Raw genomic sequence first — 12,715 nt, 5'->3', positions numbered from 1 at the left:
CACCATCTGAGCGGTGGTGGACCGATTGAAAATCATTCTGTCCGGCGATGGATAGGCAACGTGTTTTCCCCGAGGTTGCCCTTTTCGGGGCCGTTCTTTTTGCCTCTTTCTGGGTGGCGCAGCGGAATTTCCTCCTCTTCCACACCGCCATAGAACTCTACTCCATCATAGTGGCCGTCCTCATCTTCGTCATCACCTTTTCCTCAAGGCACTTCACACGGAACGGTTACTTCCTCTTTCTCGGGGTGGCGTACCTTTTCGTGGCTTTCCTCGACTTTGTCCACACCCTGGCCTACAAGGGGATGCAGATTTTCCCGGGGGCAACAGCCAACGTCCCTACGCAGCTTTGGATTGCGGCCCGGTACCTGGAGAGCTCTGCCCTTTTCCTCGCCCCCCTTTTCCTCCGCTCAAAGCCCAGGATTTTACTCGTCTTTCTTGCTCTTGCTGCGTTTTTTGTCCTCAGCATCCTCTCCATTTTCCTCTGGGGTACTTTCCCCACCTGTTACATCGAGGGGGAGGGGCTCACCGCTTTCAAAAAGATAAGCGAGTACGTAATCTCGGGGATTCTCTTTCTGAGCGTCCTTGTCCTTTCGAGGTTCCGGGCGTCCTTTGACCCTTCCGTTTTCCGCCTCCTTGTGGCAAGCATCCTCGTCACCATCGGGAGCGAGCTCTTTTTCACCCTCTACGTCAGCGTCTACGGGATATCCAATGTGCTCGGACACCTCTTAAAGCTTTTGTCCTTCTACCTGATATACAAGGCGGTTGTCGAGGTCTCCCTCCGGGAACCTCAGCGTCTCCTCTTCTTCGACCTTTTCCGGGAATCCCGCCAGTTCCAGAGCTACATCGAAAACGCCGGAATTCTCTTCCTTGTCCTTGACAGAAACGGTAGGGTTGTCCTCATCAACCGGAAGGGCGCAGAGCTCCTCGGGTACCCGAGGGAGGAGATTCTCGGCAAGGACTGGTTCGAGCACTTTCTCCCCGAGGGAATCAGGGAAGAGACGAAGAAGTACTTCTTGCAGCTTGTTGAGGGAGCTTGCTCGGAGGAGGAAATCTACCACGAGAACCCCGTCAAGACCCGAGACGGCATTCGCATCATGCGGTGGCACAACACCCTCCTGTGCGATGAGAAAGGGAAGGTGACGGGCATTCTCTCCTCTGCTGAGGACATTACCGAGGAGAAAATCCGGGAACTGCAACTCACCCACTTTGCCAGTGTCGATGAACTCACCGGGGTGTACAACAGGCGCGCAGGATACGAGATTCTCGAGCGGGAGCTTGCCGTTGCCCTTTTGAAGAGGAGTCCGGTAACCGTTGCCTTCATTGATGTGGATAACATGAAGGCCATCAACGACCGCTTCGGGCACCTCGAGGGGGATGAGTGTCTCCGGATTGTGGCTCAGGTCCTGCGGGAGTCCACCCGGGGCTCGGATACAGTCTTCCGCTTTGGCGGGGATGAGTTCGTTCTCGTTCTTCCTCAATGCACCGAAGAGGGAACCCTGGAGATTCTGAGAAGAGTGGAAGAGGGGCTCCGTTCCCGCTCTCGAGAGCTCGGGAAGCCGTATTCTCTCTCTGTGAGCTTTGGTCTTGCCCGTTTTGATCCGGAGCGTCCTTCCTCGGTGGAGGAGCTCCTTGCCCAGGCCGATGGCAGCATGTACGAGATGAAGAGCCGGAGGCAGCCTCTTCCTGAGTAATCCTCTTTTGTTGACGATGTGCGGTGGAGGCTATATAATCTTTCTTGCCCCTGCGAGAGTGGCGGAACGGAAGACGCGCTGGACTTAGGATCCAGTGGGTGAAGGCCCGTGCGGGTTCAACTCCCGCCTCTCGCACCAGGAGTTCTCTCCGTTCTTCTTGGCCCTCTTCCTCTCGTACATGCGGCAGTCTGCCGCCTTTATGGCTTCCTCAGGGTCTCCTTTTCCCTCCCAGACACTCACTCCCCAGGAAAAGGGGATATCCGGCAGGGCTTTTTCTATCCGCCTCAGAGCTTTTCTTACCCCCTCTTCCTGCCCTCCCGGGAAGGCAAGGAGGATTTCATCTCCCCCAAAGCGAACGGCAGCATCCTCCCTGCGGATACTGCAAAGCACCACCGAGGCAAACCTTTGGAGGAGTCTGTCCCCGGCATGGTGCCCGTTCTGGTCGTTCACTCTCTTTAGGCCATCGATATCAATCATGGCAAAGGCAATGCTCCCACCGGAACGATTCTGTCGCTTCATTTCCCGGGGGAGCCACTCCTCAAAGAAGTACACCTGGGAGTAGAGCCCGGTGAGGTAGTCCCGGATGGAAGAGCGCTTAAAGTACCGCACAATGCCCCCCACACCGAAAAGGAGAAGCGAAAGCCCCGCAAAGAGAAGGAAGGCTCCCGGGAAGGGGGCAATGAGAATCCCAAGAGAAGCAAGGGCAAGGCCCCCGTAGAAAGGAAGGTACCAGACTCTTTCCCGAACGAGGAACTTCGTCTTGAAATAGCTATGAAGGGCAACAAAAAGAAGGGCGGCAAGGAACGCAATCCGCAGAAGGTACTCCATCTTCCCTCCCTCCCTCAGGATTCTCATTTTCCTGGATTATACCCCATCCCCTGCGGGAATCAAGGTGGAGAACCTTCTTTTCTGCCCCGTGGTATAATGTATAGTGGTTCTCAAGAATCTGGAGGAAGCTGTGGCTGAGATTTCCTGGGAGCTTCTCCTTTCAGAAATCTGCCGGAGGATTGGAGAGCCTGGAATCCTCAAAGTCTTCCTCCTTGTCCCCCTCCTTGATGGAGAGCTTGAGGTTGTCGCCGCCTTCAGTCCCACCGAAGGGATTGACAGAGAGGCAGAGGGCTTAAGGATCACTCCCCCTGAGGAACCTGACTGGTCCGGGCTTTGCAAGGGAATCCTCCTTGAGAAAAGCAAGGTACCGATGGTCGAGATTGTCTTTCCCCTTGAGAGGATTCCAGGGAAGTTCCTCTTTGCCATCACCCCAGCCTTTCCCTTCCTCTTTGTCTTTGTGCTCTCTGAGGATATCGGTGAGCGCATTCGAGAGGTCCTGAGGAAGTACTCTCTTCCCCTTTCTGCCCTCTTAGAAACCTGGGCTCACCGCAACCGCACCCTCCTCATCAGCCATTTCCTCTTCAGCTTTGTCTCCCTTCTTGAGAGCATCGATGCCTACACCTACCACCACTCCCTCCGGGTTGCCGTTCTCTCCGAGCAGGTGGCTTCCCGCCTTGGCCTCTCCGGGGATGAGCAGGAAACAGCAAGGTTCTCAGGGCTCATCCACGATCTTGGGAAGCTCTTCGTCCCCCGGGAGATCCTCCTGAAGCCGGGAAAGCTCACCGAAAGAGAATTCGAGGAGGTGAAGCGGCACGTCTTAGAGCTCGATCGAATGTTTCTGGGGAACAAACTCATGGAGCCCTATGTCCTTTTTGCCCGCTACCACCATGAGCGCCTCGATGGGAGCGGGTACCTGGGCTTGCGGGGAGAGGAAATCCCTCTCCTCTCCCAGATCCTTGCAGTCTGCGATGTCTTTGATGCCCTTGCCCACCACCGCCCCTACCGGGAAGCCTATTCTCTTGAGGGGACCATCCGGGAACTCACCCTCCTTGGGGAAACGGGCAAGCTCAACAAGGGCATTGTGGAGGCGCTCCTTCAGGAAATTCCCGAGTACTACCTCTCCCCCCTTGAGGGAGAAACAGTTCCCCTTTTCCCAGGCCTTGAGGTGACTCTGCGGAGAATCAGGGAAGGGAAAGAGGAGGTCTACTTCGGGAGGGTGGGAGAAAGTGAAGAAGAGAAGACAGTCATCCTTTTCCATCCTCAGGCTCCCTCCCTTGAGCCGGGGGAAGAGGTCCTCATCTCCTATGAGCTCTCCTACCTCACCGTGGAGGCAAAGGCAAAGTACCTCTTTGGAAGGGGAAACCGCCACCTTTTCCTCCTTGGGCAAGCGGTGCGGCGGAGAAAAGGCTTTGTCCTTCCCTGGGACCTTGAGGTTCGCTTCCTGAAGCTTGAGGGGGACGTAAAGAACCTCCCCCACGAACTCATGAAGAACCCCGGAAACCTGAAGAGGGCACGAACAGAAGCCATCGGGGGAGAGCGGATGATGCTCCTTGTTAAGGACCAGAACCTCCAGGTGGGAGACAGAATCTGCGTTCTCCTTACAGCCTACGGGGAACACTTTATCATCCCCGGGAGGGTGACAAGGGTCGAAGACCTTGGCTTTGCCCGTCGCGTCCTCCTTGAGGAGTTTGCCCTTCCGGAGCGAGAAATCGACCGCCTATATGGGCTCATCTTTCGGAGGCAGGCTGAGCTCAGGAGAGGATTTGCCCGGTATCCGATGTAGGGACGGTGTGGTTTTCCCTCCTTCACAGGCAAAAGGACAATTTTGCAAGACCCAAAAAACAGCCACCGCACGTCCCTTTAATTCATCACCGCGGACCCTTGGTTTGCCACTGCAAGCCCTTTGGTTTACCACCGCAGACCCCTTGGTTTGCCGCTTTGGGCTCTTTGATTTACCACTGCGGCCCCTTTAGTTCGTCGCTGCAGGTTCCTTTGGTTTGCCGCTGCGAGTCCCTTTGGTCTGTCGCTGTGAGTCCCCTTGATTTGCCACTGCGAGCTTCCTTGGTTTGTCGCTGCAAGTTCCTTCAGTTTGTCGCTGCGAGCGAAGCGAAGCAGCCTGAGGTTGCTTCACAGACGAAACGACGAGTTCGCAACAACGGAGAAAGGGGCGAAACTACGAGTCCGCAACGACGCCTTTAGATGTCACTGCGAGGAGCAAAGCGACGAAGCAGTCTCAGGCCTGGTAGAGGGAGATTGCTTCACAAACGAAACTACGAGTTCGCAAAGACACGGTGGGGGAAGCGAAACTACGAGTTCGCAAAGACAGGGAAAGGGGCGAAACTACGGGTTTGCAATGACGGAGAAAGGGGCGAAACCAAGGGTTTGCGATGACGGGGAAAGAACCGAAACGACAGGTTCACGGTGACGCGGGGGAAGAGACTCCTTCGGAGGCGATGCTACGGCCTTGCGGTGACGCCTCCAGGAAACAGCCGCCGCATACTCACGAAGCGCAGTGGGCAATTCCGGGGGCCGTTGCGCCACAATCCTCCGGCGCCCCGGCTACTGCAAAACCGCAGGGCTTCCTCGGGTCTTTCCCTACCGTGACGTCTTGAGGACCTGGTCGATGATTTTCAGGAATTCCCGGTTGGAGCGGGTGTTCTTCATGCGCTCGATAACCATCTGGGCCGCCTCCTGGGTGTCGACGTTGGCGAGGAGCCGGCGGAGCATCCAGATGCGCTCGAGGTCCTCCTTTTTGAGGAGCAGCTCTTCCCGGCGGGTTCCCGAGCGGTGGATGTCGATGGCGGGGAAAATCCGGCTCTCTGCTAAAGCCCGGCTCAGATGGAGCTCCATGTTCCCCGTTCCCTTGAACTCCTCGTAGATGACTTCGTCCATCCGGGAGCCGGTGTCGATGAGGGCGGTGGCGATGATGGTGAGGCTGCCTCCCTCTTCGATATTCCGGGCCGCGCCGAAGAACCGCTTCGGCCAGTGGAGGGCGGAGGAGTCGATGCCTCCCGAGAGGGTTTTCCCGGTCGTTGGGACGACGAGGTTGTTCGCCCGGGCAAGGCGGGTGATGCTGTCAAGGAGAATCACCACGTCCTTCCCCTCTTCCACGAGGCGCTTCGCCCGCTCGAGGGTGAGTTCCGCCACCCGGATGTGGTTTTCGGGTTTCTGGTCAAAGGTTGAAGCGATGACGTGCCCCTTGACGGAGCGCTCCATCTGGGTGACTTCCTCAGGCCGCTCGTCGATGAGGAGGACTATGAGGACGACGTCCGGGTAGTTCGTGGTGATGCCGTTTGCTATCTTTTCAAGGAGGATGGTTTTTCCGGCCTTCGGCGGAGCGACGATGAGCCCCCGCTGCCCCCTCCCGATGGGGGCAAAGATGTCGATGATTCGGGTGGCGATTTCATCAGGAGTGGTCTCGAGGACGTACTGCTTATTGGGGAAAATCGGGGTGAGGTTCTCGAAAAGGGGGCGTTTCTTGGCCTGCTCAGGGTCCTCGTCGTTTATGGCCTCAATGCGCAAAAGGGCGTAGTACCGCTCCCCTTCCTTGGGGGGACGGACTTGTCCGGCGACTTTATCGCCGCTACTTAAGCCGAAGCGCTTGATCTGGGAGGGGGAAACGTACACGTCGTTCTCGCTGGGGGTGAAGTCGTCTGAAGTTCGGAGGAACCCGTACCCTTCCGGGGTGATTTCAAGGACCCCCTCGCTGAAGAGGTAGCCTTTCGCTTCGGCGCCCTTCTTGAGAATTTCAAAGATGAGGTCGTTCTTCCGTTTCCTGCTGTAGCCTGAAATGCCGAGGCTCTGGGCTATTTCGGCGAGTTCGCTTCCTGTCTTTTTCTTGAGCTCCGCCAGGGTGTACTGGGGGACATCGACCTTTTCGGTTTTTTCAGTCTTTTTCTCTTCTTCTTTTTCTTCCGTCACGATATCGATGTGATTGTTCTCAGGCACCGCATTGAACCTCCTTTTTCCTCATTCAAGAAGTTTCTCCGCTAAGGACACGTGCTCTACCGTATCGACGTCAAAGCCGATTTCTGCATAGGGTGTGATGATGGCCCGACCCCGCATGCCGAGGATTCTCTCCACCCGCTCCTCCACGTCGCGGATGGTGAGGCGACGAAAGAGGAGCTTCAGGATGATGCGCGCCCCGAGGAGTCGAGCAATGGCAATGGGGTTTTTCCGAGACGCCACCACACGGGCAATCCAGTCCTTTTTCGCCTCCACAACCTTCGGATCAAGGAGGAGCAGGTTCCCCCCTGTGAAGGACCCTTCCCGAAGGCGCACAAAGGTCCGCTTTCCCCCACCAATTCTTGCTTCATACGTTTCCTTCCGGACAATCGGATAGTAGAAATCTGCAGCTACCTCTGCACATCGGGTAAGGAAATCCCGAACCGCCTCAGCTCGGAGAAGAGGTAAATCACTCGTCGCCACGAGAACCTTTTCCTTCGTCCCCAGGGCCTCAAGACCCCTGAGGGTGCTCTCAAAAGGGTCTCTTCCTGCCTCAACAACGGCGTCAACCAGATTCCCAATCCGGGCCTGGAGCACAGGAACTGGACCGACAATGACTACTCGCTGAATCGAGGATACGTTCCTGAGGGCTTCTATGACATACTCTACCATAAACTTACCCCGGATGACAAGAAGGGCCCGGTTGAGAACCCCAAATTTTTTCTCTATTTCTCCCCCGTGACTTCCCCCGGCAAGAATCACCGCATCAGGCATACTCTTCCCCTCCCTCTTCACTCCGTGTCTCGGTGCAGAGCGCCCGCAGCCCCTTCTTCTTGAGGTACGCCACGATTTCCTCTCCTTCCTCTCTACTTGCCACAACTCCAACAATGGTTGAGCCGCTCCCGGTGACAAAGGCCCTGCGGCACCCTAAGGAAAGGAGAGTATCCCGGTACTTTTCAAGGACCGGGTACTCCGCAAAGAGAATCTCCTCGAAATCGTTCCACACCACCTCTTCAATGGGAACGCTTCCCCCGCCTTTCAGGAACCTCTCAAGGGGTTCTTTTGGTCCCCTTTTCCCCTTTTCATCCCAGCGCCGGTACGCCCAGGCGGTGGATATCGGAAAGGGAGGGAAAAGGAGAACGAGGTGCCGGCGGGGCGGAAAGGAGAGGGGGGTGACGCTCTCTCCCCTTCCTGTAACCAGGGCAAAGGGAGCGTTCACCACGAAAAAGGGGATGTCTGAACCGAGGGAAAGGGCAAGGCGGATGAGCTCCTCCAAAGACGGGTTGTGCCCCGCAAGGCGCGGGAGAAAGCGCAAGAGCGCAGCCACGTTGCTACTTCCTCCCCCAAGGCCCCCTCCCGGAGGAATCGATTTTTTGACTTCAAGAGAAAAGCGGAACCGGGAGAGCTCCGGGAAAGCCTCTCGCAAAAGCGAGAGGGTCCGGGCAAGGAGCCCCTCTTCCCCAAGGGGTATGGGGAGGTTGCAGGAGAGGGAATCGGAGGTGCTTTCGGTTATCCGGATTTCGTCGCAGAGGGCAATCTGCTGCATGAGGGAGAGGATGTCGTGGTACCCGTCAGCGCGGAGCCCCTCTATGAGAAGGAACCAGTTGATTTTCGCGAAAGTCCGGAGAATGTACACCTTCTCCCTACAGAGAACCATAGGCTACCCACCCGCGCGCATCGGCAAAGGAGAGGACCTCCATGGGGAGAGGGATGCGGAAGCCCTGGACCGTGCGGAGGAAGTGCTCCCGATCCCCCCGGACGAAAACGGTAAGGGAGGGAGAGACCCCTGCTTTCGCGGGAGCAAGGACCCCTGCCACCTCCCGGGCGCAGCTTGATGCCGGGTTAATCACCGGAAAAAGATCCCGGGCGAGCTCCTCAAAAAAACCGCTGATGAAGGCAAAGTGGGTACAGCCCATGATGACACCCCTGACACCCCGGGAATAAAGCACCTCAAGGCGCTCCCGAACCCAGGCTCTCCACGAGGGGGTGTCGAAGTTTCCCTCCTCTACCGCCTCGATGAACTCCGGCCAGGCCTCCTCAAGGACCAGAACCCCCGGGCGGAGCTGCTCCAAGGTCTTGCGGAAGGACCCCACCCGGACTGTGGCCCTCGTGGCAAGAACCCCGATGGCTCCCTCGGGAACACGAGTCAGCGCCTCCCTGCAGGCCGGCTCCACAATCCCCAAAAGGGGCACCGGGTACTCCTCTTTGAGCTTTGGAAGAAGAAGCGAGCTCACCGTTCCGCAGGCCACAACAAGCACCCGAACCCCCACCCCGTACACGAGGAAATCAAGAATCGGCCGCACGATGGCAGAAAGTTCCTGCTCCTCCTTCTCCCCGTAGGGGAAATGGAGAGGGTCCGCAAAGTACACGATGGGGTTTGAAGGAAAGAGCTCCCGTACCGCAAGAACCACGCTGAGCCCACCGATACCTGAATCTATAACGCCAATGGTATCCTCTTTCAAAGGCGCTCTCTCCTCTGGTGGAACGAATGGGAAGCTTTCAAAAACCCAAGGAAAAGCGGATGAGGACGGTTGGGACGGGACTTGAACTCGGGATGGAACTGAACCCCCACGAAGAAGGGGTGATCAGGAAGCTCTACAATCTCAACCACCTGGTACTCCGGGTTGAACCCCGCCATGAGCATGCCCTTCTTCTCTAAGTGGTCCACGAAGCGCTCGTTGAGCTCGTAGCGGTGGCGGTGCCGCTCCAGGATTTCGTTCTGTCCGTAGAGGGCGAAGCTCTGAGAGGACTCCGAGAGGACACAGCGGTAGTTCCCAAGGCGCATGGTCCCACCTTTGTTGCGCATGTTCCGCTGGGAGGGGAGGAGATCAATCACAGGATGCGAGGTACTGGGGTCGAATTCCGTGGAGTGGGCATCGGAAAACCCCAGGACGCTCCGGGCAAACTCAATGACGGCCACCTGCATCCCCAGGCAAATCCCAAAGAAAGGCACACCCCGCTCCCGGGCGTACCGCACCGCCTCAATTTTCCCTTCAATCCCCCGGTGGCCGAATCCTCCGGGGACGAGAATCCCATCGACCCCGGAGAGCACCTCGCGGGCGTCGGCCTTCTCAAGCATCCCCGCCTCAATGGGGCGGATAACCACCTGGACCCCCAAAGATGCGGCGCTGTGCTTTAGGGCCTCGCAGATACTGAGGTAGGCGTCTTTCGACTCCACGTACTTCCCCACCAGGCCAATCACCACCGTATCTTCTGCTTCCTTCATGCGCTGCACAATCTCCGACCATTCCCGCAGATCCGAGGCCCTCGGGGAGAGGCCGAGTTTCGCCGTAACAAGGTCCCCCACCCCCCGCTCTTCAAGGACCAAAGGCACCTCGTAGATGGACTGGACGTCCATGAGGGGGATGATGGCTTCCTTTTCGATATCGCAGAAGAGGGCGATTTTCGAGATGACTTCGGCGGTGATGGGGCGAGAGGAGCGGCAGACGATGACGTCAGGTTGGATGCCGATGCTTCGGAGTTCCTTCACGCTGTGCTGGGTGGGCTTTGACTTGAGCTCCCCTGCCGCTTCAATGTAGGGGACAAGCGTCACGTGGACGTAGAGGCAGTTGTCCTTGCCGATGTCGTTTTTGATCTGCCGGATGGCCTCAAGGAAGGGCAGGCCCTCGATGTCGCCCACCGTTCCCCCAATCTCGACAATGGAGACCTCGGCTTTGCTCTCCTCCCGGAGGCGAAAGACTTCCTCTTTAATCTGGTTGGTGATGTGGGGGATAACCTGGACCGTGGCGCCCAGGAAGTCCCCCCGCCGCTCCTTATCGATGACGGAGCTGTAAATCTTTCCCGTGGTGACGTTGCTTGACTTTGAGAGTTCCTCATCGATAAACCGCTCGTAGTGCCCGAGGTCGAGGTCCGTTTCTCCCCCATCGTACGTCACGAAGACCTCCCCGTGCTGGTAGGGGTTCATGGTCCCCGCATCGACGTTGATGTAGGGGTCGAACTTCTGCATGGTGACTCTAATCCCGCGGCTTTTGAGAATTCTCCCCAAAGAAGCCGCGGTGATACCTTTCCCCAAGGAAGAAACGACCCCACCCGTGACAAAAATGTACTTCCCCTTGTCCTTCATGGTCTCAACCTCGCTCACATGCTCTCGGGGGCTGAAATCCCGAGGAGCTCCAGGGCGTTCCGCAGGACAATCTGGGTGAGGCGGCACAGGGCCAGACGAAAAGAGGTGCGCGGCACGTTCTCCCCGTCGAGAATCCGGTGGAGGTTGTAGAAGGAGTGGAAGGAACCGGCCAGATCGTGGAGGTAGTTGCAGACAAGATACGGCTGCCTGAGGAGGGCGCTCTGCTTGACAACCTCCGGGAAGTACACGATGGCCTTGGCGATGTCCCTCTCGTCCTCGTTCTCAAAACCAAAGCGGAGCGCCTCTTCATGAGGCACCCACCTGAGGTTGCGCTTTTCTGCCTCCCGGAAGACCGATGTAATCCGGGCGTGGGCGTACTGCACGTAGTACACCGGATTGTCCATGGACTGGCGCTTCGCCTCTTCGATATCGAACTCAAGATGGGTCTCCGGATCCCGCATGAGGAAGTAGTACCGGGCAGCGTCCACCCCGACTTCGTCGATGAGGCTCCGAAGGGGCACGAACTCTCCCTGGCGGGTGGACATGCGCTCCGGCTGCCCTCCCCGAAGAAGCGTCACAAACTGAACGATGAAGACCTCAAGGAAGTCCTCGGGAAGCCCCAAGGCTTTTATTGCCGCATGCATTCGCGGGATGTACCCGTGGTGGTCGGCTCCCCAGATGTCGACGACGCGCTCGAAACCCCGCTTCCACTTGTTCCAGTGGTACGCGATGTCGGAGGCAAAGTAGGTCGGCAGGCCATTCTCCCGGACAAGCACCCGGTCCTTGTCGTCCCCCCAGAGGGTCGTTTTAAGCCACAGGGCCCCGTCCGCTTCGTAGGTGTAGCCTTTTTCTTTGAGGAGACCGAGGACGTACTCCACTTCCCCGTTCTCGTAGAGGGAACGCTCGCTGAACCACACGTCAAAGAAGACCCGGAAATCGTCGAGGTCCTTGCGGATTTGGGCAAGAATCTTCTCCACCGCGTACTCTCGGAAGAGCTTCGTCCGCTCTTCTTCAGGAAGCTCAAGAATCCCCGCACCTTTTTCCCTGAGGAGCTCCCGGGCGATATCAACAAGGTACTCCCCCCGGTACCCACCTTCGGGGATATCCACCTCTTCCCCGAGGAGCTGCCGGAAGCGGGCCTCAAGGGAAGCGCCGAGGAGCTCAATTTGCTTTCCCGCATCGTTGATGTAGTACTCCTTCTCGACCCGGAATCCAGCTTTCTTGAGGATTCGGGCGAGGGCATCCCCAAAGGCCGCACACTTCCCATGGCCCACATGGAGGGGACCCGTGGGGTTGACGCTCACGAACTCAACCTGAACCCTTTTCCCCTTCCCGACGTTCACCTCTCCGAAGCGCTCGTTCTCTTCAAGGGCTCTTGCAAGGAGCTCAAGGAGGAAGTTATCCTCGAGGGTGAAGTTGATGAATCCCCCGCCGGCCACTTCCACCCGGGCTATGCCTGAGAGGAGGTTCCGCAGGGCTTCCCCGAGCCTCTGCGCCACCTCCCGAGGAGGACGCTTGAGGGCGCGGGCAAGGAGAAAAGCGACATTGGTGGCGAAATCCCCGTGCCTTTTCTCCCGCGTCGGTTCAACTACGAAATCCACCTGTCCTGAAGAGGGATCAAGAGTCGAAAGGGCTTCGGTGATTTTCTCCCGGAGCGATTCAAGAACGAGATAACTCATTGCCGCTCTCCCCAGTTCTGCGAGTCTCCCAGAAATCCTGGGCCATTATATATTTTTTCCCCTCCTGCTGCAACATTCCCTTTGTGTCCGGGGCAAGGCAAAAAACGGATTGATATTTTGGCGAAACTGGTTTATAATTTCCCCAGAGTGCGCGGTTAACTCAGCGGAAGAGTGCCATCCTCACACGGTGGAAGTCGCTGGTTCGAATCCAGCACCGCGCACCATTTTTATTACCCCTCTTTTTTCCCTCTCTCGATCCGCTCGATCTCTGCGTCGATGAAGGCCCGGGCCGCTTTCAGAATCTCCACCCGTGCCCTTGAGAGGTGCTGCCGCGCTTCCTCACTCAGGAAGGGCTCAAGGATTTTGCCGAGGGGTCCAAAGAAGAACTCCTCAAAGGCGTCCCGAATGGTCTTCTCTCCCCTCTCCAAGGCTACCCCCTCCTCACATGCCGGGAAATGAGGCTTTCCGCCTCCTTCTCCCCTCGCACC

At 57.5% G+C, this 12,715-nt stretch carries 9 protein-coding genes, 2 tRNA genes and 1 pseudogene; 4 read left to right on the top strand and 8 right to left on the bottom strand.

The window, feature by feature from the left end; translation table 11 throughout:
- Nucleotides 1–47: 47 nt before the first annotated feature.
- Both H5U36_05295 and H5U36_05290 read left to right on the top strand, forming a co-directional pair.
- Nucleotides 48–1,691 (top strand): diguanylate cyclase, encoded by a 1,644-nt coding sequence (locus H5U36_05295; GenBank protein MBC7217561.1) that lies wholly within the window; start codon nt 48–50, stop codon nt 1,689–1,691.
- Nucleotides 1,692–1,743: 52 nt separating this feature from the next.
- A tRNA-Leu gene (locus H5U36_05290) sits at nt 1,744–1,829 on the top strand.
- A gap of 9 nt (nt 1,830–1,838) precedes the next feature.
- On the opposite strand, the pseudogene H5U36_05285 reads toward H5U36_05290, so the two are convergent.
- Nucleotides 1,839–2,546 (bottom strand): annotated as a pseudogene (locus H5U36_05285) (GGDEF domain-containing protein).
- A 103-nt stretch (nt 2,547–2,649) separates the two neighbouring features.
- On the opposite strand from H5U36_05285, the gene H5U36_05280 reads away from it, so the two are divergent.
- Nucleotides 2,650–4,302: an HD domain-containing protein gene (locus H5U36_05280; protein ID MBC7217560.1), complete on the top strand. Its 1,653-nt coding sequence runs from the start codon at nt 2,650–2,652 to the stop codon at nt 4,300–4,302.
- Between the two features lie 812 nt (nt 4,303–5,114).
- Here the strand turns inward: H5U36_05280 and rho are convergent.
- From rho to H5U36_05250, 6 genes are read right to left on the bottom strand one after another with little or no spacing between them, the layout of a single operon-like run.
- Nucleotides 5,115–6,467, bottom strand: a complete 1,353-nt coding sequence (gene rho / locus H5U36_05275; GenBank protein MBC7217559.1) for a transcription termination factor Rho — start codon at nt 6,465–6,467, stop codon at nt 5,115–5,117.
- A 21-nt stretch (nt 6,468–6,488) separates the two neighbouring features.
- Nucleotides 6,489–7,238: an NTP transferase domain-containing protein gene (locus H5U36_05270; GenBank protein MBC7217558.1), complete on the bottom strand. Its 750-nt coding sequence runs from the start codon at nt 7,236–7,238 to the stop codon at nt 6,489–6,491.
- Complete coding sequence (ispE, locus tag H5U36_05265) at nt 7,231–8,121, bottom strand: 4-(cytidine 5'-diphospho)-2-C-methyl-D-erythritol kinase (protein ID MBC7217557.1); 891 nt, start codon at nt 8,119–8,121, stop codon at nt 7,231–7,233. Before ispE ends, H5U36_05270 begins: the two co-directional genes overlap by 8 nt.
- Nucleotides 8,108–8,926 carry a glutamate racemase gene (murI, locus tag H5U36_05260; GenBank protein MBC7217556.1) on the bottom strand — a complete coding sequence of 273 codons (819 nt, stop codon included), beginning with the start codon at nt 8,924–8,926 and terminating at the stop codon, nt 8,108–8,110. The genes ispE and murI overlap by 14 nt, the downstream gene beginning before the upstream one ends.
- On the bottom strand, nt 8,923–10,548 hold the full coding sequence (locus tag H5U36_05255; protein MBC7217555.1) for a CTP synthase: 1,626 nt from the start codon (nt 10,546–10,548) through the stop codon (nt 8,923–8,925). The genes murI and H5U36_05255 overlap by 4 nt, the downstream gene beginning before the upstream one ends.
- Before the next feature lie 14 nt (nt 10,549–10,562).
- Nucleotides 10,563–12,227 carry an arginine--tRNA ligase gene (locus tag H5U36_05250; protein ID MBC7217554.1) on the bottom strand — a complete coding sequence of 555 codons (1,665 nt, stop codon included), beginning with the start codon at nt 12,225–12,227 and terminating at the stop codon, nt 10,563–10,565.
- Between the two features lie 149 nt (nt 12,228–12,376).
- On the opposite strand from H5U36_05250, the gene H5U36_05245 reads away from it, so the two are divergent.
- Nucleotides 12,377–12,451: transfer RNA gene (locus H5U36_05245), tRNA-Val, on the top strand.
- 6 nt (nt 12,452–12,457) lie between these two features.
- On the opposite strand, the gene H5U36_05240 is transcribed toward H5U36_05245, so the two are convergent.
- Entirely contained in the window at nt 12,458–12,655 is a 198-nt protein-coding gene (locus H5U36_05240) for a hypothetical protein (GenBank protein ID MBC7217553.1), read from the bottom strand.
- Nucleotides 12,656–12,715 lie beyond the last annotated feature (60 nt).

It is taken from the genome of Candidatus Caldatribacterium sp. (assembly GCA_014359405.1).
In the GTDB taxonomy this organism is placed as follows: Bacteria; Atribacterota; Atribacteria; order Atribacterales; family Caldatribacteriaceae; genus Caldatribacterium; species Caldatribacterium oleiphilum.
Note: the sequence above shows the minus strand (reverse complement) of the source record. Positions and strands in the feature narration are given on the sequence as shown.